Genomic DNA, 25,983 nt, shown 5'->3' with positions numbered 1-25,983 from the left:
GACGAAGCTTGCGCTTCATTCAAAAATGGTAAAACTTATTTTTGCCTCATCGTTCAGTTTTCAAAGTTCGTCTGCCGCTCTTGGCGACTAAATGATAATAACATTTAATTCTTTTTGATGTCAACAACTTTTTTGTTTATTCAACGTTTGTCGCTGGCAACAGAGATAACTATATCACCTGCTTTTTAATCTTGCAAGCATTATCCTAAAAAAACTTTTAAATCTTTTTCTACATCATCCAAAGTTCGAATCCCAACTCCTTGAAGGAAGAATAAATCACTCTAAAGAATACAGCTATATCTAATAACGACTATAAACCTTTAAGGAGCCCTTCATGATGCAATCTGATCTACAGCGTCCTAAGAAACGTTCACCGCTCAGAATATGGTCCGGTACCCAAGTATATACGTTAAAGAGACGACTTGAATGGATGACGGATAAACGAAAATATGTTTCAAAACGAAATACTGACCCGATGCCATATCTGATCCATACACACCGCACTCCTCTATATCGCCAACTCCGAGATGTCGATATGGAAGTTCAGCATAACAAGGTTACCAATCTGAAGATTGCAATTGCCAAACTGAACGGCTCTATCCTGACTCCAAACGACGTCCTCTCTTATTGGAAGATGATCGGCAAGCCGACGAAACGTAAAGGATACGTCGACGGAATGATTCTTCATTACGGAAAAGTCACTTCAGGAATCGGTGGTGGTCTATGCCAACTGTCGAATCTAATCTATTGGATCACCTTACATAGCCCCTTGACCGTAACCGAACGTTATCGTCACAGCTACGATGTGTTCCCAGATTACCGACGGGATCAACCTTTCGGGAGTGGCGCGACATGTTCTTATAATTATCTCGACTTACAAATCACAAACCAGACAGCACAAACGTATCAACTCCTTCTATATATAGAGGGAGATCATCTCGTCGGGGAATGGCGCTCGAACATCCCGAATAAAGAACAGTATCGTATATATGAAGAAAACCATCATTTCACCCGGGAATGGTGGGGTGGAACGATACGACATAACCAGATATTTAGAGAAGTCACTTCAATGAATGGCACACATCTTCGAAATGAGTTCATCACAGAAAATCACGCGATCACGATGTACGATCCATTCCTTCCTGAAAATACTGCATACAAAAAAGCCGACTCGTAATAACAGAGCCGGCTTTTCAAATGAACTTATGCGTGTGGCAAGAACATAAAGTATGCCAAGAAGATGACCAACATCCCATACATGATCGGATGAATCTCTTTCGTCTTCCCTTTTGCAATCATCATGAGTGGGTAAAGGATAAACCCAAGCCCAATTCCCGTTGCGATTGATGATGTAAGTGGCATCATGATAATCGTCAAGAATGCAGGAACTGCAATCTCGATCTTTTTCCAATCGATATCAAGAAGAGCCGAAGCCATGAGCACTCCAACGATGATGAGTGCCGGAGCCGTGACTGGCGCCGTAACAACTGCCAAGAGAGGCGAGAAGAACAACGCTAACCCGAAGAACAATCCTGCGAAAACAGCAGTTAACCCTGTTCGTCCACCAGCAGCGACACCCGCTGACGATTCAACGTATGAAGTCGCTGTAGATGTTCCGAAGATTGCACCTGCCACCGTCGCTGTCGAGTCAGCTAACAACGCCTTACTTGCACGCGGCACTTTGTTTTCTTTCATGATGCCCGCTTGACGCGCTACCGCGACGAGCGTTCCTGCTGTATCAAAGAAATCGATGAAGAAGAACGTCAAGATGACAACGAGCATTTGAAGCGTGAAGACATCACCGAAGTTGATGAAGGCTTGACCGAATGTAGATGACATACTCGGCGGCATGGATACAACGTCTGAGATTGCTGTCGGAGTTGGCACGAGACCGAAGATCATCCCGACAATCGCCGTCAATAACATCCCGATGAAAATACCACCTTTTACATCGCGCGCCATGAGCAAGGCACTGACCACGAGACCGAATACCGCGAGAAGCGTTGTGCCCGTTCCGAGCGAACCAAGACTGACGAGTGTTGCTTCATTTGCGACAACAATGCCTGCGTTTTTCAAACCGATGAAAGCGATGAAGAAACCAATCCCTGCAGCAACCGCCATTTTCAGCGGAGCCGGAATCGCATTAACAATCGTTTCGCGAATTCCTGATAACGTCAATACGATAAAGAAGAGACCTGATACAAGTACACCTGACAAAGCCGTTTGCCAAGAAATACCCATCCCGATGACGACGCTATATGCGAAGAACGCGTTAAGGCCCATGCCTGGCGCAATCGCAATTGGGTAGTTCGCGAGAAGTCCCATCGTCAATGAACCGACTACCGCGACAAGACCTGTCGCCACGAAGACCGCTCCTGTATCCATACCCGCTGCCCCAAGAATGTTCGGGTTAACGAAAAGAATGTACGCCATCGCGAGGAAAGTTGTAAATCCTGCGATCAGTTCCGTGCGGACACTCGTCCCGAGTGCTGTGAGTTGGAAGTAACGATCGATCCGACTCGTTGTTGATGGTTGTTGCTGTTCTTGCTTGAGCTGTGTGCTCATTTGTTTTCCTCCTTGTGCTCGCCGTAAAACGAGAAAGGGTCCCCGGCAAATGACCGAGGACCCCACGCGAAACATACGAGGGCATACACCCTCATCTATGTCTCGCCGTAGTGAAATCATTTAAGGTGATTTCGTAGAGACTCTCGGGCCATATCCCCGACATTATACGGCAAAATATTTTATAATTGTTCGGTTATAATAAGAACGTTCTTATCGTATCAGCGTGAAAATAGAATGTCAACTAAATTCACGGATTTTACATCGATAAAAAACGTGAATGTTCGGTTTTAAGACAAAACAGAGGGGATATCCCCTCTGTTCAGCTTATTCCCATTCAATTGTTGCAGGTGGCTTAGACGTAATGTCATACAGCACACGGTTAACGTGGCTGACTTCGTTTACAATCCGGACAGAGATCTTCTCAAGCACATCCCATGGAATACGTGCCCAATCGGACGTCATGCCATCGATTGAAGTGACCGCACGGACACCGACAGCATAGTCGTACGTACGCTCGTCACCCATGACTCCGACCGAGCGAATCGGCGTGAGCACCGTGAAGTATTGCCAGATGTCGCGTTCAAGTCCAGCTTTCTTCACTTCTTCACGTAGAATCGCATCGGATTCACGCACGATCTCTAACTTCTCTTCCGTGATTTCACCGAGGACACGAATTCCAAGGCCTGGACCTGGGAACGGTTGGCGCCAAACGATATAGTCAGGAAGACCGAGTTCTGTACCGAGTGCACGGACCTCGTCTTTAAAGAGCGTGTTGAGCGGTTCGATCAACGTGAAGTTCATATCTTCTGGCAATCCACCGACGTTATGGTGTGATTTGATTGTTTGTGCTGTGTCTGTCCCACTCTCGATGATGTCTGTGTAGAGCGTCCCCTGTGCGAGGAAGTCCATATCGACGAGTTTCGATGCTTCTTCATCAAATACGTAGATGAACTCGTTTCCGATGATCTTACGTTTTTGCTCAGGGTCCGAGACACCAGCCAGTTTCGTCAAGAAACGTTCTTGTGCATCGATTTTAATGACCTTCATGTTGAATCCGTCCGCGAACGTCTTCATGACGCTATCCGCTTCCCCTTTACGAAGGAGACCATGGTCTACAAACATACACGTCAACTGGTCACCGATTGCGCGATGAACGAGTGCGGCCACGACAGAAGAGTCGACACCGCCCGAAAGCGCACAAAGAACTTGCTTATCGCCAACGATTTCACGGATTTTCTCCACTTCGAGGTCGATAAAGTTTTCCATCGACCATTCGCCTTTGGCACCACATACTTCATAGATGAAGTTTTTCAAGATGTCGTTTCCATACTCCGAGTGACGAACCTCTGGATGGTATTGGACACCGTACATTTTCAACTCATCGTTTTTGATTGAAGCGACCGGGCAAGACGGGTTCGTTCCATCGACGATAAATCCTTCCGGCGCTTCCATGACGAGGTCACCGTGGCTCATCCATACTGTATGCTCGACTGGAAGCCCGTTATAAATCGCTGATGCTTCCGGCGTTGAGAACAATGTCGCTTTTCCGTATTCACGATGAGCGGCACGTTCCACACGACCACCGAAGTGATGCGTCATGAGTTGCATCCCGTAGCAGATCCCGAAGATTGGAATACCCAGTTCAAAGATCTCTGGATCACAACGATATGCACCTTCCGCGTATACGCTGTTCGGTCCACCCGAGAAGATGATGCCGATCGGGTTCAATTCGCGAATCTCCGCTGCCGTCATCTTATGTGAATGCAACTCGCTGTATACGCCAAGGTCACGGACACGACGTGTGATCAACTGGTTATACTGACCACCAAAATCAAGCACCAAAATCATTTCTTGTTCTACTTTCACGAAATCTCCACCTTTCTGCCTTCTCCTCAAAAAAAAGGACGCGCCTCTCCCCAGATTAACCCAAACCGAAGAAGAAGCACGCCCTTTTCTTTGTATACGAAACGTGCTCCTTCATAGTCGGTCCATTTACGGTGGTCCGGTAGAGACTCTCGCGCCAATTCACGAGTATATACGAAGGAATGCCATGTTCAATTATCTAACTAATGCGTCTATCTTACTTGATGCATCCCGTCACTTCAACTCATAATTCGACGAATCATGATTTTCCAATATTCTTTATATTTTGAATTCGGCTCTTGTTCCGCATAAATAGCTTGCTCAAACAAAGCCGTCAGACGGGTCATATCATTCGTTTCATAGTAGGCGTCGACCTCTTTGGCGAGTTCCGAAGGCGTACGTCCCTCAATTTTGAATCCGTTCGCACGCAGTCGTTTCATCAAATAGCGGTGCATCGAGACGAGGCGCCCATCCGTGAGCGGACGACTCATCCACCAGACATACATGATTTGACGCGCGATGATTTTCCGGTTCCAAACGAGGACCGCCACGAGGAAGAGAATGACAACCCATCCCCACACGGGCATGTTGCGTGCCTCCTCTTGAACATCACCTGTCGTCACGTCATCGATCAACAAATCTTCTTGCGGACGGTTTTGCGTATCATTGTCCTGATTTGCTTGGGGATCGTTCGCAGCCGGTGTCGTGTCTTCCGTATCCGTCTCTCGTTCCATCTGCAATAAGTTGGCGTCCGAGAAACTGATGGTCGCTTCTAACGGGACCCAGCCCGCGCCTTCAATGAAATACTCGACCCACGAGTGGGCGTGACGATTTCGAATCGTATATTCTTCTTCACCTTGAACGACCCCTCGTGTGTCACCCATCGTAAACCCTTTTACCCAACGCGTCGGTATGCCGTTCGCACGCAACAACACGGCAGCTGACGTCGAGAAGTTATCGCAATACCCGATTTGTGTGTCGAACAGGAACTGGTCAACATAATCCGTGTCCCCCTCCGGTTGTGCCACATTTTCGGTATCGTATTGAAATTCTCCATTTCGGAAATACGCTTCTACCGCTTCCGCCTTCTCGTTCGGTGTCTCACTCTCCGCCGTAATGTCAGCGGCTAAATTTCGTACACGCTCTGGCAACGATTCCGGTAGCTGTAAATAGACCTGTTGCTCTTCTTCCGTGAGCGACGTGATTTCTTCATTTAATGCAAGCTGTTCTTCAGAGAAAGCCGGGACACTATAACGAAGTTGGATCGTCCGCGGAGTCGATTGTTCCTCATTTTCAAATACAATCTTTCCGGACGGTTGCATCGTAATCGTCTCGTTCGGGAACGCCCGCTCGATGTCACCAACTCGAAATTCGGTACCGGACTCCGTTTCGATGGCTTGCGGATATTCTCCACCATAAGGAACGAACGGTTGTCGGCGCTCAAAACGTAATAATGCCTGTTCCGGTGTCGTATCCACTTCCGAGTCCACCAACTGACCACGATTGTAGTTCGAGTCAAGGACCGGTGCCTCAACCCAACCTTTCCCCGTATAAATCGCCTTGGATTCGATGCGCCAATAGCGGGCCGGCACGCCGCGAGCGATGAAGACGATGCCGTCGTCCTGTTCAAACGGACCACCTAGCGATTCGTCGTTCACTCCATACCCAACTCGGCCTGGGCCACTCCCATCTCCTTCCGTCGTCGCATTCCGGAAACTCGTAGTGATCCGGTCAGACCAATCGCCTTCAAGCGTTGGCGAAGCGTTTGCGAGAGCCACGACGACACTGAGGAGTAGTCCGATACTGACGAATCGGACGAGCGATTGACTCGGTCGTTTCGCCAAATCGGTGACAAATAATAAGAGGAGCGATGTGACGATGGCATACAGGATATTGCCTTCCCCGTCATACAACGTCCACGTATCAAAATAAGCCATAACCCCAAGTGTCGAGACAATCATCCCAAGTGCAAAACTGTAACTCGGATAGGTTCGTCCGACGAGCACGGCGAACAGCAAGCCAATCAGCGCCATGGCAGAGAAGAAAATTGCTTCATTCGGCAGCTCACCGCTCATGACACCCATCAAATCTTCCATCCATAGCCCAAACCAGTCCAGAATACTGCCATGATAGACATACAAGATGACGAGGAAATGAAGAAGCGAGATCCCAAGGAAAGCAGCCCACGGCAGAAGACTGGCAAACATCGGCACGATAAGCAGGAAGTAAAACGGCCACGTCACATCGAACGTCGTACTTCCGACAATCGGCTCAATCCAGAACGACAACAAATAGGCGGCAAGCGCCGTATAGACGATTCGGGTTACCCATGTCTTCATACCGTCACCTCATTTACTGCCGTGTAGAGATGATAGCTACCTTGTGTCTCGTGCATCAACTCTCGAATGGACGTCGTTTCAAACGGACTGATCAAAATCAAATCTCCAGTTTGTTGAGGCAGATTTTGCTTCACTCGTTCGACGAGACGCCCCTCGGCTTCTGGCGTGGCGGTCAACAAGTAATGGCCGACTTCCGCACTCTGGTCGGGAAGATGGAACAGTCGCACCTGCTCTTCGATGACGTAAAGTTCAAACGGCAGATTTTTTCGTTCTAACTGACGAATCGCCCCAACGAGTAAGGAAAGGGAACGTTCAAACGCCTCTTCATACCCGGCAGAGACGGCAGGCACGAATACGAGTGAGAGCTTCTTCTCTTGTTCCTGGTCAAACGTCTTGGTCATCAAGTTCCCTCGACGTGCGGATGCCTTCCAATCAATCCGTCCGATTCGGTCCCCTGCCGCATACTCCCGAACTCCGCTGGTCGTATTGGCCACTTCGGTATACGTCCGCATTTGACGATATTGTTCCCCACGACCGCCGACATGTTCGTCTCGAGGTAAATCAAACGGCAATTCGGCAGGCGACACCTCGACGACCGTTTCGAGTCGCAACGTCCGCTTCCGGTCGAACAAACCGAACACATCGCGTACATGGAGCACGGTGCGGTCAAAGACATGAATCCCACGCTTGATCGCCCCGACCTCATACTGGACGACTTCTGCCTGCCGGAAAAAACGGTCAACCGGAACGACAATCGTCTTGTCTTCATCCGTCAAACGTTGTGGCAATCGTTCCTCTAACGTGACCATCCCAATTAAGAAGGGATACTTCCGTTCAATTCGTAACTCGACGTCCATCGTTTGTCCAGAGACAAGTCGCTTCGTCGTCACACGACGCAATACGTTTGCCGCCGTGACCGGATAAATCATAAAGAGCGTCCAGTAGACGGTCAACACGACGAACGACCACCATAATGTTGAGGCGACGATACTGCCTTCGATGCGGGCAAATGCATACAATCCGAATGCCGCCGCCCATACAACGAACAGCTTCATCCAGTTTTTCATACTTCATTGACCTCACGATCCATCGGGACAGGTAACGTATCCAGCCAATCTTGAATCAACTGATTTGGTGACTTTCCTTTATATCGCGCTTCCGCTGTCAAAAGGACGCGATGTCCGAGCACGCTCGTCGCCATCGCCTTCACATCATCCGGCAAGACGAAATCACGATTATGGATATACGCCCATGCCTGTGCTGCTTTCATCAACGCAAGTGTGGCTCGCGGACTCCCGCCTAAATACGTATGCGGATCTTTTCGCGACTCATGTACCAGTCGCACGATGTACTGCTTGACCGCACTCGACACATGTACGTCTCTCACTTCACGTTGCATCAGTTCGACTTCTTGCTTCGTGATCACGCTCTGAAGCGCCTCGAGCGGCTCTTCTTTTTCAAAACGTGACAACAACGCAATCTCTTCATTGAACGTCGGATAGCCCATCTCGATTTTAAGTAAGAAGCGATCCAACTGTGCTTCCGGTAACGGATACGTCCCTTCATGCTCAATCGGGTTTTGTGTCGCCATGACGAAGAAAGGTGACGGTAACACTTTCAACTCCCCGTCCACTGTCACACTTCGCTCAGCCATTGCCTCGAGAAGAGCCGATTGCGTTTTCGGTGAGGTCCGGTTGATTTCATCCGCTAAAATGATGTTACCCATGAGCGGACCTGGTCGATATTCAAATTCTCTCGTTTTTTGGTTATACATCGAAATTCCGGTCAAGTCGGATGGTAGCATGTCCGGCGTGAATTGGATGCGCTTAAAATCTAAGTCAATCGCTCGACTGAACGTACGAACGAGCATCGTCTTCCCGACTCCTGGTACGTCTTCAAGTAATACATGTCCACCCGCCAGCAAGGCAGTGAGACTTTTTGCGATGACTTCTTCTTTTCCGACAATCACGGTTTCGATAGCGGTAATAATCGATTGGACAGTTGGACGGTACATGACGGACTCCCCTTTTTCTCTGATCTAGGATGACTGAAAGTTAGAATGTTCTGACTTTATTGTGACACAAGCGAGTATCGGAAAGAAAGAAATACCGCACCCAAATGCGCTTCCTATTTCTTTACCCAAAAAACGTGCCCGTTCTTTAGAAAAAACGGGCACGTTTATCGATTATTCTGGGCGCTTCACATCAAATAGTTCTCCAAGGGTCGCATAACCATTGCCGGCCATCCGACTGACAGGCGCTAGCCGTTTGGCATCGATGCGTCCTTGACTGTATAACTCTCGATCAATATGAAAACGGACAATTCGTGCAATCAATAGATCGGCAGTCGTTTTTCCGTCATGTTCGATCGGCAAGTGATGATGGAGCACACATTCAAAACGGATTTTTGCTTCTTTGACCCCTGGCGTCGAAATCATATCACTCGGTTGAAGCGTAAAATCCGTACGCGACAGCTCACTCTCATCTGCCGCGAGGTTGGCGGCCGTCTCGTTCACGTTAATGACGTTCGTCTCATCTACGACATGAATCACCAGTTCATTCGTACGGAGTGCGTTACGCGCCGTATCTTTCATCACGCCGTCTTTTCGTTGAACCGAGACGGAGACGAGAGGAGGATTGGATGCGACTACATTGAAGTAGCTAAACGGGGCGGCATTAATCACGTCCCCATGTTGTGTTGTGACAAACGCAATCGGTCTTGGAACAATACTGCCAATCAAAAATTTATATGTGTCTCGTTCAGTCAAAGCAGAAGGTTCAATCGATAGCATAGACTCACACTCCTTTTTATCTTAACTTCAAAATAATCACTTCATCAAACAATGTCAACGCAAAGCAGGTTGACACGTGTACATTTCATGTATTTTGGGTAAATCGCATTATGTGTATATGATTTTAAACACTTCGTATAAGCAAATTGTTTCATTTTCCCTTCCCGGTCTCATAGAATTCAGGGCAAGGAAAAGATGACCTATCGTTTTTTATGTTCAAGGAAGGAAGTAGAACGAATGATCAGCAAGTGGATTGAACAATTGAACAGTCGTCAAATACTCAGTATTTTATATAGTGTCTGTGGATTCAGTCTGGTTTTGACCTTGATTGGGGCCTGGTTCGTTCGAGATGGGAATGTCTCCACTCTCGAACTCACTGCTCTCCGATGGATTTGGATGATTGGGCTCGTCATGTTCATCAGTGCCATCTTATTAATCGGACGCCCGCTCATCAAACGGATGGCCGACCAGAACAGCAGACTGAAAGCGAAGAAAGAAAAGCTCGAAAACGTATTGAACGAATCGAAATTAAACGAAATCAATCTTCAATATCGCAATGAGTTGATTGAAGTATTGGCCTCGAAAGAATCACTATTCGATTACTCTTCTGTCATTGAAAAGATTGTGTTGCTTACAAAATCTGAGTTCGGTGCCCTCTTACTCACCAAAGACGGAGAAATCACGTCTGTCGTACCGAAAGAGATGACCGAAGATCAACAAGAAAGTCTAAAGAAAGATTCCCTTTTGCTTAAACGAGTCATGATTTCAAAGTTACCGGCCGCCACTTCTAAGCGGGTCGTCGATGCGTTACACACGTATCCATATTATATCTATGAGACGGTCATTCCTATCATGGACCCATCGGATAATAGTCTGATTGGCTGTCTTTACTTGGCTCGTTACGACGAACAGTACGATGCCAGTGAAAAATCGGAGTTGAACGCATTCGCAAGCCAACTCGCCATCTCACTTCTCCGCATGCAGCTTTATCGTCAGATGCAGCAGGATCGAAAAGAAACAGCGCAACTCATCAACTCTGTACGGGAAGCCATTTTGTATGTGAACTATGAAGATGATACGGTCGTCGGCAATCGCGCCTTCATCCGCATGTTTGATGATTTACACTTCGACTACAAAGGATACGAAGAACTCTCTGCCATCGATATCGATATCGAACAGCTGGCGGAATGGGTCGATCAGCATGAACAGTTTGTCCGATACTTCGAGCGCGTCTTCACACAAGACCCGCCGGAAGACGGACTGACGATTTCAATCGACCAAGGCGATTGCTTCATTCAACTTTATGCTGAAAGCGTCTATCGGGACCGCAGACTTCGTGGAACGATGCTCGTCTTACGTGACGTCACGGCCGAAACGGAGATTGATCGGATGAAATCTGAACTCGTCTCGACCGTCTCGCATGAATTACGGACGCCTTTGTCCTCGATTTACGGATTTACCGAGCTGATGCTGTCACGTGATTTGAAGGAAAGTCGTCGTGAACTGTATTTGAAGACGATCCACGATGAAGCGAAACGCCTTTCCTATCTCGTCAACGATTTCTTAGATCTTCAAAAAATGGAGTCTGGAAAACAAGCGTTCGAGTGGGAACCGGTCGACTTATATCAGCTCGTCACAGATAGTGTCGCGTTTTATCAGGAAACGACGGACCGACATGAGCTGTTCATCGACACCGATACCGAACAAGATTTCATTATTGATGCGGACTTAGAAGGGATGCGTCAATTGCTCGGCAACCTATTAAGTAACGCCATCAAATATTCGCCAGATGGCGGGAATATCCTTGTATCGCTCGAACGCGTAGATGAAGAGGTCGTGATGAAAGTAAGAGACCATGGTATGGGAATACCAAGTGCCTCACTCCCTCATCTCTTCGGTAAATTTTATCGAGTCGATAATTCGGACCGTCGAAAAATCGGTGGTACCGGACTCGGTCTCGCAATTTGTAAAGAAATTGCCAAAGCGCATGAGGGTCAACTCCATGTCGAATCGATATATGGAGAGGGCAGTACATTCATCTGTGAACTACCAACCTCAAAAGAGCACATCATGCAATAACACGGTCATGTCGACCGTGTTATTTTTGACTCTTTTTTGCCTAATTTGGAAGGAATCCTTTGACAATATATAGAAAGGAAAGAAACCGATGCATTTTCGTGGATGTAGGATACCCTATCCATTTATTTTTACACGTTTTAAGCCAAAAACAAGATATACTGATTATAAAGAGATTGCTAGGATCGGAGGACTTGCCATTGGATCATCGTGACCCGCCTTTTTCAGAGATTGGAGATTTTAATCAATTGGGACGTTTTGAGATTGACGTACCTCACATGGGGGAGCAAGCGAAGTTTCAATCTGCCGCTGCTTTGATTCGGAAGCACGTGCCATTACGCCTTGGTGGATTTTACATTATTGCGAGCGAAGAGGAAATTTTGCATAGTGGTTCACATGATGCGAATCTTCAAAAACATTTGATTCACCTATTACAGCAGGTCCTTAACGGTCATATAGAAGACGAACGCCTCGTCCAAGAACAAGTGTGGACTGTGCATTATTTCACGACACCATAAAATGACTCGAAGAAGTACTTATCCCATAAAAAATGACGCTCTCTTCGAGCGTCATTCTGCTTGTGACATGATTGAAATTACTTTTTCGTAATAGTCTGTTGCTTGCTTGTATTTCCCATTCTCCCTTAGCTCTTTCGCTAACCAAAGGGCATATTTTTTTGCGTATACGTACTCATCGTGATCTTCAAAATAAGTCACGGCACTTTTTAGGCTCTCCATAAGCTTTTGAGAGTTCTTATCCTTAAAGTGATTCCAATAGATATTAAAGTGCTGATTGAATTCTTCGACCGCTTCATGTTGTTGCATCAATTCGTGGCCTGTTTCTAACCAATCTAAGACACCTTGTTCATTTTCCTGTTTTGCATTTACCTCTACCAGTGATAACACACTAAATAGCTTACTTCTAATATCCACTTTGTATTCAAAACTTTCCATGAAGTACGTAAGTGCCTTATCTTGTTCTCCTAATAACGAATAGATTTCTCCTATATTGTTATAGAGCATTCCATAATAGTTTCTTAAATCAGTTGCATTGGCGACTTTTAAAGCTTTTTGATTGTAAGAGAGAGCATCTGCATATCGTTTTCGTCGTTTATAAGTTAGTCCAATCAACATATGACACTCTATCATTCGCTCCAAACAAAAATTTTCTTGAAAATATTTTAATGAAGCTTGAAGATTTTCAAGAGCTTGTATATTGTCGGTAAATCGGAAATATAACGCGCCCGTAATGTAACGAATATCTGCAGCCTCCCAATCAGGTATTCCTGAATGAGGTAATTTATTTGTTACTTCTTCGATTAATTTGTATGATAGTTCTTTTTCATTTTCCTGAAAATATTGAAGTGCTTTCACTGTGTAATATCGAATGCGATCATCAGCAGAAAGTTGATCTTCAATCCAACCTACTTCCGTTACATATTTCGAATCCCCCCCTGGCATTACTCCAAAACGGGCCAATGTGACCATGAGAGTCATATACACCGATTTGGATTGTTTAACCGTAGGATGATTCATATATTTTTGGACTTGCTCTTGTTTGTCACGATCTTTTCGAGTAAGGATTGCTTCTTTCAAAATCTCTCTTATTTCTTTAATAACTTTTTCTGATTGGTAACTAAAGTCATGATATAGGGGTACTTCAATTTCAAGACGCTCGAAAAGAAGTTCTAGGACTTCCTCACTAGCAGATGTTTGATTATTTTCAATTTTGCTCAAATAAGAAATTGAACAGATCCCTCTTGCTAACACGGATTGTTTCATATTTTTTCGCAAGCGCTCTACTCTAATTAAATTCCCATAGTTGTACTCCATTATTAGTAGTAGCCCCTTTGCCCCATTTTCGAACTTCACTCATAATTTATTCATGTGAAGTACTTTCAGGAAATTCAGCCTATAATCCTCAACTTAATTAAGCATATTAAACAAAAGTTTCCCAACCCAAACTTATCCATCATCACAATTAATCATGATAAGATTTAACTAGTCAATCAATAGTGATTTGGACTTTAGTTCTACTTTTTTCAATTAAGATGAACAGTTTGTAGGAGGTGGATGGTATACATGGGGAAACTTAGTTTTTTACTCGCTGAAGATTATATTAAACCGAAAATCTACTTTAAGTCGAAATCTTCTAAACCGTCTGCGGTAGTAGACCATTCATATTCGAAAGATGACTTAAATCATTTCGAAGGCTTAGAAAATTTGACACAGTTATTATCTTCTACTAAAGGCTTCATTGTAAACGCATTTCAAATCGATTACTACCAACGTCTTCCGAAACTAATTTCAAAGACGTTAAAAGCAAACCGTTCCTTTAAAAAGCTTTACATTTTAGGTCCAGAATTATCGTTGTCAATTTTAAAAAGAAGTAGCAAAACTTCTTATGAAGCACAACTTCATGATTATCAATTTATCAACGTTGAACAGGATTCCGATTTGTTATCTAAACAATGTGAAACGCTATTGAGCGAAGGTCACATTTTATATATTCTTCCTGAAGCCTCTGTATGTTGGCAACCTAACTCATTAGAGCAACTACAAAAAGTTTGTACTCCACTTTGTAGTACCCTATTAAGTCAGACTGTGAAAGTTCCGATCTTAGCTACTTTGATGATAAACGACTCTGATAAAGTGACTATTTTCGAACCGAGTTTACCTGAGACCTACTCAGGGAACTTATTCGATTCTGTTAAAGAACAGTCTGAAGACATCTACCAGCTTTTAAAATCCTCAGATGACATGTAAGTTGCTTGATCAAAATTGGTATTAATTTTTTTCCATATAAATCATTATACAACGGAGGAATTAAACATGAAAAAGTTAGCTGGATTTTTCTTTATTACAACTGCAGTCCTTTTACTCGGAAGTTCATTCAAACCTTTTGCGGAAGAAAGACCACGTATCGTAAAAATCGAAGAACCGATTACTATAAATGCTGAAGAAAGACCACGCATTGTACAAATCGACGTTCCAGCAACCTTTAATAATGAAGGTATGCCACGCATCGTATAAACTGATTTGCTCAAGACGCCTCGGGCGTCTTTTTTATTTAAGAAAAAAGGTAAATGAATTATATATTTCCCTCCATTTTTTCCTTTTTACTTATATAATAAACAGGGACAACCTAGATGCACTCTCATACGCCGCCCTTGTCACCAGTTTAATGAGTAAAGGAGTTTGAACATTGAATGAAACAAAATCGTCATGGAGTTTAAAGCTGTTACTTAGTTCTTCACTTACAATATCCGGGGCAGCAGTCGTCCCGTTCCAACTGGATTCTTCCGGCATTCAATCGACTGTCACCGAAGCCGCCTCGACCTATACCACTACCGCCAACTTAAATCTTCGCCTCAGCGCAGCCACTTGGAGCCCAGTCCTCTTGACAATCCCATCTGGCTCAAGCGTCACGTACATTAGTACATACGGTTCGTGGTACAAGGTCAGTTATGGAGGCAAAACAGGCTATGTCGCTTCTCAATATGTTTCGGTCTCAAACACTTCTGCTTACTATAAGACAACAGACCGATTAAATATGCGCCTCACCGCTGCTTCATGGAGTGATGTGGTCACCGTGATCCCTGCCGACGCGACCGTGAAGTATGTCAGTCGTTATGGGTCATGGTACAAAGTGACGTTCAATGGAAAGACGGGCTATGTCGCTTCTGCTTATTTAACACCTACGAGTGCCCCAGTCCCACCTTCGGACTACTATAAGACGACTGCCAACCTGAACCTGCGTCTCAGCGCCGCTTCATGGAGTTCCATCGTCACGACGATTCCATCGGGTGCGACTGTCAAATATGTGAGACGTTATGGATCATGGTTTAAGGTCACCTATAATGGAAAAACCGGTTATGTTTCTTCTGACTACTTAACGGCGACGACAGCTCCCGTAACCCCGTCTTCTTATTATAAAACGGCCGTGAACTTGAATATGCGTCTTAGCGCCGCTTCATGGAGCGATGTCTTGACCGTCATTCCAGCTGGATCAGTCGTCAAATATGTCAGCCGTTATGACTCGTGGTATAAAGTCACATACAACGGCAAAACCGGGTATGTAGCATCCGAGTACTTGAAACCTACGACTGTTACGACACCAACGGATACAAACGGAACCGGTAAAACGGTCGTCATCGACGCAGGTCATGGTGGAAACGATCCTGGCGCTGTCTATGGCTCTGTTTATGAGAAAGTGATTGCACTTGATATCGCGAAACGTCTAGCTGGCGTCTTATCGAGCACCTATGACTACAACGTTAAATTGACTCGTTCGAACGATACATACCTCTCCCTTGAACAGCGTGTGTCACTCAACAAGTCTTATAAAGGGGAAGTGTTCGTCAGTCTTCATGCGAACTCTTCCGTTTATAACACGGCACATGGACACGAGGTACTCGTCCCGACGTCAGAAAGTTATACGACAAACCCTTACATTTCCGCCAGCCGTAGTCTCGGCTCAAGTATCAACAAAGAGATCGCTTCACGGATTTCTACGATTCAAAACCGTGGGGTCAAGTATCAAAATGTATACGTAGTCGGACGGAACGTTTCACCTTCTACCCTTGTCGAATACGGATTCATCAGTAATTCAAGCGACCGCTCACATTTAACGAGTACGACATATCGCCAACGAATGGCTGAAGCAACGGCATCCGGTATTCATCAATTCATGCGATCTTATTACTAAAAAAGGAACTTAGCACTCAGCTAAGTTCCTTGTTTGATATGGACTTGCCAAATCATATGGGATGCCCCAGGTCCCCAATAATGTTCGAGGATATGAGACGGCTCACCCAATCGTTTCTGCCAATAGGCTTGTGCGCTCGGGAATCCGGCATCTAAATAAAAGACCTTCTTCCCTCGAACCGAAATTTCACGCATCATCTCTTCTAACAGGAATTGTCCGACACCTCGCCGCTGCATTCGTGGTGACACATAGACACTCCCTAGCTCAATCGCATCACGCTCAATTTGTATGTTGCCTGAGATGATATCATTGGGAGGTAATAACGCCCCTGCTCCGACAAGGATTCCGTCCTCTTCTACAACGTACAGATCAACGGTGTCATCATCGAAATGATCTTGAATCGTCGTGTTCAGACGCGCCACTTCTTCATCTAGCAAATCGGCATCTTCAAACCGCTCTCGTCGAATCAAGTCACTCAAACTCTCCATAAATAAGCGTTGCAAGGATTTCACGTCTGATTGTTCGAGTGCGCGAAAATTCAAGACGGCCACTCCCTTTTCTTTTTTGTTTTACTCTTTACCCTCACGAATTCGTTGCGTAACACTCGGGTACGAGGGAATCATTTCTTCGAGCGGCTCATAATTCAATTTACCGTACGTTTTCCAAATGATTAAAATCGCAGCGGTCCATAATATGATTGTCAAATGAATAAACCCGATTGGATAACCACTTTCCGCTTCGAACCCGACCATCACGAACATTACGTTGAACATCGTATGCATGAGAAAGGCCGACCATAAATTGCGCGACGAACCGTTGTATACCCAAGTCATGATGATCGTATATGCCATCACGGCTAAGCCATACGCCCAAAATGACAAATTCGCCTGTCCTGTTCCAGCCATGAAGAAGAGCGGAATATGCCACATCGCCCAAAGGACCCCGAGTGACAGGCTAGCTAGAAGTGGAGAGAATCTTGATTGTAAGGCGTCCAGCAAATAGCCGCGCCATCCATACTCTTCCTGCAACGTCCCTCCGAGAACTAGCATATAGAAGAAGTATGGGACGACCCACCACGGTTCTCGAACGAGTAGGGCACCGCTTCGATCCGTCCACCAATACGCTACGAGAAATAAGAACGGAACCAACAAAAGTGGAATCACATACGCCTTCCAACTCATCTGGAACTGAATGCTTTTCCGAAGAAGATGTGTCACCCCTTCCCCGCCCCGAAGTCGATACATCGTGAGAAACCCTGCAATGCTTGGACCAAACGCCCCTAAAATAACGATGACCATGATTGGTAAATCGGTCCACCAGTACAAATTTCCCCATATAAGCCATGAGTAGCCGAATGAGACCAATAAGAACAAGTTGATGTATTTGTTTTTATACATAATCAGCACCCCTTCAGCAATGTAGTACCCGTTATTTGATTGGAAGAATAGCATTTGAAACTTTTTGTATGTAATTATAATTGTTCGGCATATAATGAAGTGATGAATGGATTAAATAACCCTATGAGGTATCGACACTATGGAACAGATTAGCACGCATACAACAAGTCACAATGGATTTTTGATGATACTCGCTTTTCTCATTGCCAGCGTTTCAGCCTTGATGGCACTCGAATTAGCGAAGCGGGTCACAGGAGGTGTGACAACGTCTCATCGTACTTGGATTTTATTTGGTGGTACCACGCTAGGTCTTGGCATCTGGTCCATGCATTTTGTGGCCATGCTCGGTCATGCGTCCTTACATGAGAGCACCTATTCGATTTGGCTCATTATCGGATCAATGATTCCGGCGATTGTCGGGTGCATCCTGTCGTTCGGTTTGATTTCTCGCAAGACGACATGGATGTCCTTACTGCAATCTTCCGGTTTGATGGGATTTGGAATCGTCAGCATGCATTATATTGGCATGAAAGCCATCCAAGGTGTTCAATTGGACTTTGATCCCTTATGGGTATTGATTTCAATTGGTATCGCTTGGGGCGCTTCCTTTCTCGCCTTATGGGTAGGTTTCTTTTCGTCCTACGCTACGGCACGGACATCCTTGCCCGTTAAACTAATGTTCTCCCTTCTGATGGGGACAGCTATTTTCAGTATGCACCTTGCTGGAATGCGGGCAACGACTATCATTCCTGATGCTTCACCCGCCAGGCAGGTTCCGATTGATCCGACCCTACTCGCATGGTTAGTCACGAGCATCGTGTTTCTCTTATTCGGGATGTACTTTATTGCGTATACGTTAGAACGACAAATCCAAAAACGTGACCTTTTTCAAACGACGATTTTAGAATCGACAACGGATGCTGTAGTGACGACGACAAGCGATGGTGAAATCCAATATCAAAATCAAGCGTTCGCTCACTTATTCGAGGGACATGCGACAGAACCCTTTTTTCAGGATTATCATCCTTTGCTGTCGGCTCAACAGCCGTTCTATCAGCCGGTACAAATTGACACGAATCATCGTACGTTAGAAGTGACGTCTTATCCACTTCAAGATGGTTCAAACAATCAAGTACTCTGGTTTATCCGAGATGTGACCGAAGCAGTCGCCTCTCAGCGTCTGATTGAACATATGGCTTTTCACGATGCATTGACGGACTTACCAAATCGGCATAAACTGGATGCCCTCTTGAAGGAATGTATCTCACAAGAACGTTCGGTCGCCTGTTTATACATCGACGTAAACCGCTGGCGTTTCCTAAGTGACATTCTCGGGCATCACGGAGCAGATGAGTTGATCATTCAAGTCGCTGACCGCCTCAAACATACGATTCACCCAGACGATGTATTGACACGAATCGGACCATCCGAGTTTGTCATTTTACTATTTGCGCAACGCAGTTCGCTCGCTCATCAAAAGGCTGAAAAATGTATTAAGGCGATTTCATCCAGCTTCGACGTGGATGGCACGACTCTTGAATTGACGATGAGTGCGGGAATCAGTCATTTCCCTAAGGATAGTGCTTCTTCCGAAGAACTTATTCAATTTTCTCGTCTTGCCGCTGATGAATCCAGACAAGATGGAGAGAATAATATCAAATTATTCGAAGAATCATCACGACCTCAACTCTTGCGCAATATCGAGATAGAAAAAGCACTCGTCACCGCACTAAGTAAAAACGAACTGACACTTGTCTATCAACCAAAAATCGATTTGAAGCGGAATCGATTAGAAGGCGCGGAAGCGTTACTTCGATGGCAACATCCACAAATCGGAAAGGTTGCGCCATCTGACTTCATCCCGATTGCGGAAAACACGGGGTTAATTCATTCGATTGGTCATTGGGTCATTCGGGAAGGTTGTCGCGCTTGGGTGCGTTGGCAACGAACTGGGATACGTCCCTTTACATTATCCCTTAACGTTTCCCCGCTCCAATTTGCGCGCGAAGACTTTGTTGATACGCTACAATCCGTTCTTTTGGAGACGGGGATGGACCCGATGTATCTCGAATTGGAAGTGACCGAGTCCTCGATGCTTTCATATGAGGCCTCGACTCGTGAAAAACTGACACAGTTGCATCAGCTCGGAATCCTCATTTCTCTCGATGATTTTGGGACCGGCTATTCTTCTTTCAGCCAACTTCGGGAACTTCCTGTGCAAGTGCTGAAAATCGATCGGTCGTTTATCGAGAACCTGTTCACCGACCGCAATCAAGAGGCCATCGTCCGCTCGATGATTCAACTCGGTCACAACCTTGGTATGAAAGTTCTCATGGAAGGTGTGGAAACATCCGCTCAACTCGAATGGTTACTCAAGGAATCATGTGACTACGTACAAGGCTACTACTTCAGTTTTCCATTGTCTGAGACAGACGTTCCGCTTCATGTCAAAGAGACGACCACCTATCTCGAGTTCGGGAAACACTAAAAATCGCTCCTGTCAAATAGACAGGAGCGATTTTTAGTTACGACACGCGTTCTTTTTCTTCTTCCCGAATCAAATGATATTGATCGAGAATCAACTGAGTCAACGTGTCCCCCTCATGAAGATGAAGGTATTTTTCAATCGTTGACGAGATGCCGTGTTCTTCGATCGACAAGTTCAGCTCCGACGATTCCGAGTCCTCCGGGTTGTAATAATGAAGGGCTGCTGCAATCCCGTAAGCGAGTTCGTTCGGCTCGATGCCGTTATTCATCAATTCACGTGCCGGCTTGACGAGACGGTCGCTCGGTCCTAGTTTACGAATCGGTGAACGCGCCACACGCGACACTTCATCCTTCAATTTCGGATTCTCAAAGCGCTTGATGATTTTTTGGATGTATTGGCTATGCTCTTTCGCCTCGAATCCGTATTTCTCAAGCAATAACCAACCTGTCTCATATAATGCGCCTTGGACGACTTGACGCACACGGCGATCTTGCAGCGCCTCGTCAATCGTCGCCTTTCCGAACAACGAGCCGATATAAGAGGCGATGGCGTGTCCCGTATTGACCGTGAATAATTTTCGTTCGATATACGGTCCGATTTCTTCAACCCATGTCACACCTTGAATCGGTGGTTGTTCGTTGAGCCCTTGTGTCTCGATGACCCATTCATGGAACGTCTCGACTTCCACGTAAAGCGGATCCTCATGTTGTTGTAGCGGGACGATGCGGTCGACTGCTGCGTTCGGGAAGAAGACATTCGCCTCCCCGACACCGCCACACGCCTCTACTTCTTGACGAAGGATTGCACTCCCACCAATCATGTTCTCACATGCGATGACATAGACCGGCGCATCCTCGACTTCACGAGCACGAAGTCCTTCGCTGATCAACGGTGCCACTTTTGAGAGAAGTGACGGTCCGACAGCCGTCGTCACGAGATCTGCTTCTGCAATCAAGTCCACGACCCGAGCCGGTTCTTTCAAACTGTTGACACCGCGAACTCGGTCGACGACGACACGATCGACGCCATCTTCCGCAAACCCGACCTCATAATGACGTTTTGCCTCAAGCGCTTCGATGACCGTGTCATTGATGTCGACAAACGTCACCTCGTAACCGCTTTGGTTGAGCAATAATCCGATAAATCCTCGTCCGATGTTCCCTGCCCCAAAGTGAACAGCTTTCATTTACGCCACCTCTTCCATAAAGAGCGCCAAGATTTCTTCCTTCGTTTTCGCCTGAACAAGACGCTCTACATTGCTTTCGTCTGAGCATAGAATCGCGATTTGCGATAGGAGCTCTAAATGTTCATCATTCACGCCTGCAATTCCGATGACGAGTTTGGCCGTTTGACCTCCAAAGTCGACACCGTCTGGTACTTGCAGGAACGAGATCCCCGTCTTCTGAACCGCTGATTTCGCTGCTTCTGTACCGTGTGGAATGGCGACGTGATTTCCGATATAGACGTTTGCGATCGCTTGACGTTCATGCATCGCTTCTACATACTCCGGCGTCACACAGCCGGCGTCTTGTAGGACGGCTCCGGCTGCTGTGATCGCTTCCTCTGTCGTAGCGAATGTTTGGTTAAGTCGAATCATCTCTGTTTGAATGAATGGCATTTTAATTTCCTCCTAATGGCTAAACCGTGTCTCTATCTGTTCTGAGTTCAAGAAATTTTGCTGCGTTCCGCTTTAATTTCTTCTACTAATTGGTCATAGTAATCGGCGTTCAAGAAGTTCGTGACCGAACGATGAATCGCATTCGGCGCTTGCGCTTCCGCGCGCTCCGTCAAATCTTCGTGTGTGATGACAAACTGAGCACCTTTCGGCAAGTTGCTGATGGACGTGTTCGTCACTTTGATTGGCAAGTTCGCTTTGTTGACCTTGTTCCGAAGAACCGATGCTCCCATGGCACTCGATCCCATTCCAGCGTCACAAGCGAAGATGATATGGTCGACTTTATCAAGACGATCTGTCACGAGAGCCGATGCGTAAGACTGTTTACCTTTCATCGCACTCACGTTTTGTGTCGCTTCTTCGAGTGATACTTCCTCTGCTGCGCTCGATTTCAAGATAACACTAGCCACAGCGAACGTGACCGCTGCTGACAAGAGAATCCCTGCCACGAGTCCGAGATATGAACCGCGTGACGCCATCGCAAGAATGGCAAAGATACTACCTGGTGAAGCCGGTGCGACGAGACCGACATCAAAGAGTACGAACGTGAAGATCCCTGTTGCGCCCCCTGCGATCATCGCAAGGATCAAGACTGGCTTCATCAACACATATGGGAAGTAAATCTCGTGAATCCCACCAAGGAAATGAATGATGGCTGCACCCGGTGCCGTACGTTTCGCTGCACCTTTGGCGAAGAACATATAGGCGAGAAGTAATCCAAGACCTGGTCCTGGGTTCGCCTCAAGTAAGAAGAGAACGGACTTTCCAGCGTCTGCGACTTGATCGACACCAAGCGGGCTCAAGATCCCGTGGTTGATGGCGTTGTTCAAGAAGAGAACTTTTGCTGGTTCGATGAACAGACTTGCGACCGGAAGCAATTTCGCGCCGACGATCCAGTCAACACCTGCCGCCATGACTTTATCGAGGGCGCTCATGATCGGACCGAAGATTTCAAATCCTCCAAGCATGAGAAGACCACCGATGATTCCAACTGAGAAGTTGTTGACGAGCATTTCAAATCCCGCTTTAACTTTGCCTTCAAGGGCACGGTCGACTTGGCGGATGACATAACCACCGAGTGGACCCATGATCATCGCACCGAGGAACATCGGAATGTCGGTACCGACGATGACCCCCATCGTGGCGAGTGCCCCGACGACACCGCCTCGTACGTCATGAAGTAATTTACCACCAGTGAAACCGATGAGTAATGGTAAGAGATACGTGATGGTTGGACCAACGAGTTCTGCTAATTTTTCGTTTGGCCACCATCCTGTTGGAATGAAGAGTGCTGTGATAATCCCCCAGGCAATGAAGGCGCCGATGTTCGGCATGACCATCCCACTGAGGAAACTACCGAACCGTTGTACTTTGACTCGGACCCCGCCCGAGCTTGCTTGCGTATTCGCCATGTATAAAACCTCCAGTCGTTTAAATGTGAAAGGTTGAATGTGTAGTGTAGCTAACCGGTTTGTGCTCTACACCTGTATTGTATGCCTGGAGTAAGCGCTTTCTCAATTCAATCCAGTTCACACTTTGGCAACATTTTGTGCCAAACAAAAAAATGACCATGGTTCGGTCATTTTTCGTACAACGTCTCATGAATCATTTTCTTCATGCATTCGTGCAGGAGTAAACGAAGATCTTCTTTCGTTCCCGTGCTATAAAGACGCATATGCTCCTCACTCTCAATGAGCGACCCGCTGATCGCACTTAGGAACTGAAGCTCGACGTCACGTGCTTCTTCCGGTGCCAGCAAGACAAGAAGACGTGTCACCGGTTCGGTCGACTGATCCATCATAAGGAGTGGGATCGATGTCGTTAAATCAAACGCAAACACACTCGCCTTCTCAATCGAGGCATGTCGTCCGTGGAATAACGCCAGTTTCGTATCAGGCACCCCAAGGCCCGCGACCTCGTGACGACGAAGCAGTTGGGCAGAGAGCTGAATTCCGCTTTGTACGAGGTCACGTTCTTCTAAATGTATACCGATATCAAGCAAGATATCTTCTAAACGATCCGTATTATTGAGCGTGACCAAATCGAACTGGTCATCCATCCGCTCGAACGTCTCGACCAATTCCCCGAGTTCTGCGAAATCAAGCATCGTTGAACGCGGCTTCGTTGCGAGTGTCTGAAAGGATTGCGGTAAAGATAGTAAAAGATGACGGACGCGCTGTACTTCTTCACTCGTCAACAACGGATTGACAATCAATGTCGGTACCGAGAGTGGTGGTAATGGCACCGTCGACAAGATGACATCATATTCCTCAAGTCGGTGCTGCTCTAATCCAAATAAAGACGAGTTGACGACGTCTTGCATCTCTGGGAACTCTTGGCGTACCCGATTGACGAGCATCTTCGACGAACCGAGTCCGGCCGAACAGATGACGAGCGCCCGATATTCGCGGCGGCGCACCGGTTTGACGAGTGCTGCCGCAAAGTGCATCGCCCAAAAAACCGTTTCTTCTTCGGAGAACGTATTCGTCCCAAAGACGATGTCGGCGGCCTGTTGAATCGCCGAACGAAGTCCCGGATAGTCGCGGTCGATGTGGGGCTTGACCGTACTCGTCTCTGGTAGCGCCTGCGTATTCATACTCGAGAGGATGTGAGCAAGCAGTCCTCGTTCGAGAGCCGCGTCATCCGTAAAGGTAAACCCGTAGATGAGCGAGACGTGATGAATCAGTTTATGCACCCGAATCTGCATGATCCAGCGTTCTTCCTCGTCTTCTTTCATTTGATCTTTAATTGAGCGCAGACGATTCGCCTCTTCCGCGAACCAGACGCGTTCCGCCATCGAGTAAGTGATACCGAGAGCCGCTTCCATATCGGTGGCGACTTTCAGATAGTCCTCGGACCGTCCTTTCGTATACATCTCTAAAAAGAATCCAGACGCTAACCGCTCTTGTTGCACGCCGTAAGCGAACGTGACTCGCATGATGGTGCGGTCGTCCATCCGCTCAAACGAAAGGGATTTCAAATAATCATAACCGTCTCGAAGACCTTCAAGCATCTCCTCGCATGGTACCATCTTCAAAAAAGCAGGAATGTAGTCGTCTTCTCCACGGACGAAGCGATAAAATGCGAGCGTGTCCCAGTGGGCAAGCAGAGCGTTGATGAGTAGCTTACGCTTCTCGGACTCATAACCGAGCACTCTAGCCCCAACACCTTTTTTCCGTTCAACTTCTAAATGATACTCTTCGAACCATCGATCCAATTTCTCTAGGTCTTGTGTCAACGTACTCGGCGAGACGTGCATCTGTTTGGCGACCGCCTGCAATTTAAGCGTATCGTTCTCGAACAAGAGACGCCACGCCAGCTCAAATAAGCGGTCCTCGCTCGTCGGGATCGCTTCTGCAGATAAGATGAGATCTTCTCGTAACTGTTGTTTCGCAGCTGGTTTGCCAACCAGGCTCAGTCCATGACCGCGTTGCCAAGCGAGTTCAAGTTCGAACTCTTTTAAGATGCCTTCAAGTAATTGTCGTTCTCGTTGAATCGTGCGCTCAGACAAATTCACCGCCTGCGCGATTTCGGCGAGCGGTGTCGATGTCTCAGTTGCCAATAAGTGTAGTAAAATCGACCGCTCTCGCGCGGTCCACTCATGTCTCATGCTCATCCATCCATTCTTCGACAAGTAGTCGGTATTCCTCGAGCGACAGGAGTTGTCGGACTGACCGGACACGTGCGGTCGGATGGGTGACCGGGGTCGCCCCTTCCTGATAGAGAATCAAATCCACCTCGTTCGGGATGTTTTGAATCGTTCCGTGCGTAATCGTACAAAGCAAGCGCCCCTTGCTTGCCTGTGCGAACAACTTCGCCGCCATCGCACTTGTCACAAACCCGCTATGACAAGCAATGTATACGTTCATGTCAGCCCTTCTTTCATCGCTTATCTTTATCTAATCATAAGTTGGAACCGCTTACTCCTTCTACTATTTTGCTTGTTGGCAAAGATATCGGCAAGCAGTAAAAAGCACCTCTCCTGAAGAAAGGTATTCCCCTGCTAAAAAGTCCTTCCCTCCCCAACTCTCCCTCACACTCCCCTCAAACCCTTGCGGCTCTAAGCCTCTTCCCTCCTAACT

At 46.6% G+C, this 25,983-nt stretch carries 21 protein-coding genes and 2 riboswitches; of the genes, 7 read left to right on the top strand and 14 right to left on the bottom strand.

What is annotated here, in order from left to right; genetic code table 11:
• Positions 1-334: 334 nt before the first annotated feature.
• Positions 335-1,177, top strand: a complete 843-nt coding sequence (locus KNO72_RS15220; RefSeq protein ID WP_214758753.1) for a VanW family protein — start codon at positions 335-337, stop codon at positions 1,175-1,177.
• Between the two features lie 26 nt (positions 1,178-1,203).
• Here KNO72_RS15220 and KNO72_RS15215 read toward each other — a convergent pair whose 3' ends face one another.
• The 6 genes from KNO72_RS15215 to KNO72_RS15190 form a co-directional block, all read right to left on the bottom strand.
• The gene (locus tag KNO72_RS15215; protein ID WP_251025665.1) at positions 1,204-2,565 is read right to left on the bottom strand and encodes an NCS2 family permease; all 1,362 of its coding nucleotides are present in this window, start codon (positions 2,563-2,565) and stop codon (positions 1,204-1,206) included.
• Positions 2,566-2,653: 88 nt separating this feature from the next.
• Positions 2,654-2,755, bottom strand: a riboswitch (purine riboswitch).
• 134 nt (positions 2,756-2,889) lie between these two features.
• Positions 2,890-4,413 (bottom strand): glutamine-hydrolyzing GMP synthase, encoded by a 1,524-nt coding sequence (gene guaA, locus KNO72_RS15210; protein WP_031424658.1) that lies wholly within the window; start codon positions 4,411-4,413, stop codon positions 2,890-2,892.
• A gap of 112 nt (positions 4,414-4,525) precedes the next feature.
• A riboswitch (purine riboswitch) is annotated at positions 4,526-4,626 on the bottom strand.
• A gap of 41 nt (positions 4,627-4,667) precedes the next feature.
• Positions 4,668-6,767, bottom strand: coding sequence for a transglutaminase-like domain-containing protein (locus KNO72_RS15205; protein WP_214689417.1), 2,100 nt, complete (start codon positions 6,765-6,767; stop codon positions 4,668-4,670).
• The gene (locus KNO72_RS15200; RefSeq protein WP_214689419.1) at positions 6,764-7,834 is read right to left on the bottom strand and encodes a DUF58 domain-containing protein; all 1,071 of its coding nucleotides are present in this window, start codon (positions 7,832-7,834) and stop codon (positions 6,764-6,766) included. The genes KNO72_RS15205 and KNO72_RS15200 overlap by 4 nt, the downstream gene beginning before the upstream one ends.
• Positions 7,831-8,781 carry an AAA family ATPase gene (locus KNO72_RS15195; RefSeq protein ID WP_214685761.1) on the bottom strand — a complete coding sequence of 317 codons (951 nt, stop codon included), beginning with the start codon at positions 8,779-8,781 and terminating at the stop codon, positions 7,831-7,833. Before KNO72_RS15195 ends, KNO72_RS15200 begins: the two co-directional genes overlap by 4 nt.
• Before the next feature lie 171 nt (positions 8,782-8,952).
• Positions 8,953-9,558, bottom strand: coding sequence for a flavin reductase family protein (locus KNO72_RS15190; RefSeq protein ID WP_214685759.1), 606 nt, complete (start codon positions 9,556-9,558; stop codon positions 8,953-8,955).
• Between the two features lie 237 nt (positions 9,559-9,795).
• Between KNO72_RS15190 and KNO72_RS15185 the strand changes: the two genes are divergently transcribed.
• Together KNO72_RS15185 and KNO72_RS15180 are read left to right on the top strand one after the other, a co-directional pair.
• Positions 9,796-11,637 (top strand): ATP-binding protein, encoded by a 1,842-nt coding sequence (locus KNO72_RS15185; protein WP_214758751.1) that lies wholly within the window; start codon positions 9,796-9,798, stop codon positions 11,635-11,637.
• 197 nt (positions 11,638-11,834) lie between these two features.
• Positions 11,835-12,152, top strand: coding sequence for a hypothetical protein (locus KNO72_RS15180; protein ID WP_078146244.1), 318 nt, complete (start codon positions 11,835-11,837; stop codon positions 12,150-12,152).
• A gap of 51 nt (positions 12,153-12,203) precedes the next feature.
• Here the strand turns inward: KNO72_RS15180 and KNO72_RS15175 are convergent, their stop codons facing one another.
• On the bottom strand, positions 12,204-13,466 hold the full coding sequence (locus KNO72_RS15175) for a tetratricopeptide repeat protein (protein ID WP_214758749.1): 1,263 nt from the start codon (positions 13,464-13,466) through the stop codon (positions 12,204-12,206).
• A 249-nt stretch (positions 13,467-13,715) separates the two neighbouring features.
• On the opposite strand from KNO72_RS15175, the gene KNO72_RS15170 reads away from it, so the two are divergent.
• From KNO72_RS15170 to KNO72_RS15160, 3 genes are all read left to right on the top strand, one after another.
• Complete coding sequence (locus tag KNO72_RS15170) at positions 13,716-14,399, top strand: hypothetical protein (RefSeq protein WP_214758747.1); 684 nt, start codon at positions 13,716-13,718, stop codon at positions 14,397-14,399.
• A 66-nt stretch (positions 14,400-14,465) separates the two neighbouring features.
• A complete protein-coding gene (locus KNO72_RS15165; RefSeq protein WP_078146241.1) occupies positions 14,466-14,666 on the top strand; it encodes a hypothetical protein in 201 nt (66 codons plus the stop codon).
• A gap of 172 nt (positions 14,667-14,838) precedes the next feature.
• Positions 14,839-16,341 (top strand): N-acetylmuramoyl-L-alanine amidase family protein, encoded by a 1,503-nt coding sequence (locus KNO72_RS15160; RefSeq protein WP_214758745.1) that lies wholly within the window; start codon positions 14,839-14,841, stop codon positions 16,339-16,341.
• A 20-nt stretch (positions 16,342-16,361) separates the two neighbouring features.
• Here KNO72_RS15160 and KNO72_RS15155 read toward each other — a convergent pair whose 3' ends face one another.
• Together KNO72_RS15155 and KNO72_RS15150 are read right to left on the bottom strand one after the other, a co-directional pair.
• Entirely contained in the window at positions 16,362-16,892 is a 531-nt protein-coding gene (locus KNO72_RS15155; protein WP_353048741.1) for a GNAT family N-acetyltransferase, read from the bottom strand.
• Positions 16,893-16,910: 18 nt separating this feature from the next.
• The gene (locus tag KNO72_RS15150; RefSeq protein ID WP_251028376.1) at positions 16,911-17,738 is read right to left on the bottom strand and encodes a CPBP family intramembrane glutamic endopeptidase; all 828 of its coding nucleotides are present in this window, start codon (positions 17,736-17,738) and stop codon (positions 16,911-16,913) included.
• Between the two features lie 139 nt (positions 17,739-17,877).
• Between KNO72_RS15150 and KNO72_RS15145 the strand changes: the two genes are divergently transcribed.
• Positions 17,878-20,226, top strand: a complete 2,349-nt coding sequence (locus KNO72_RS15145; protein WP_214758741.1) for a bifunctional diguanylate cyclase/phosphodiesterase — start codon at positions 17,878-17,880, stop codon at positions 20,224-20,226.
• Positions 20,227-20,263: 37 nt separating this feature from the next.
• On the opposite strand, the gene KNO72_RS15140 is transcribed toward KNO72_RS15145, so the two are convergent.
• The 5 genes from KNO72_RS15140 to KNO72_RS15120 form a co-directional block, all read right to left on the bottom strand.
• Entirely contained in the window at positions 20,264-21,412 is a 1,149-nt protein-coding gene (locus KNO72_RS15140; RefSeq protein WP_214758739.1) for a mannitol-1-phosphate 5-dehydrogenase, read from the bottom strand.
• The gene (locus KNO72_RS15135; RefSeq protein WP_026824364.1) at positions 21,413-21,844 is read right to left on the bottom strand and encodes a PTS mannitol transporter subunit IIA; all 432 of its coding nucleotides are present in this window, start codon (positions 21,842-21,844) and stop codon (positions 21,413-21,415) included.
• Positions 21,845-21,891: 47 nt separating this feature from the next.
• Positions 21,892-23,313: a PTS mannitol transporter subunit IIBC gene (locus KNO72_RS15130; RefSeq protein ID WP_214758737.1), complete on the bottom strand. Its 1,422-nt coding sequence runs from the start codon at positions 23,311-23,313 to the stop codon at positions 21,892-21,894.
• Between the two features lie 167 nt (positions 23,314-23,480).
• A complete protein-coding gene (locus KNO72_RS15125) occupies positions 23,481-25,511 on the bottom strand; it encodes a BglG family transcription antiterminator (protein WP_214758735.1) in 2,031 nt (676 codons plus the stop codon).
• Positions 25,501-25,770: a PTS sugar transporter subunit IIB gene (locus tag KNO72_RS15120; protein WP_214689446.1), complete on the bottom strand. Its 270-nt coding sequence runs from the start codon at positions 25,768-25,770 to the stop codon at positions 25,501-25,503. The genes KNO72_RS15125 and KNO72_RS15120 overlap by 11 nt, the downstream gene beginning before the upstream one ends.
• Between the last annotated feature and the right edge of the window lie 213 nt (positions 25,771-25,983).

Source organism: Exiguobacterium sp. s123 (assembly GCF_018617075.1).
Lineage (GTDB): Bacteria > Bacillota > Bacilli > Exiguobacteriales > Exiguobacteriaceae > Exiguobacterium > Exiguobacterium profundum.
This window is presented reverse-complemented; position numbering and strand designations above follow the sequence as displayed.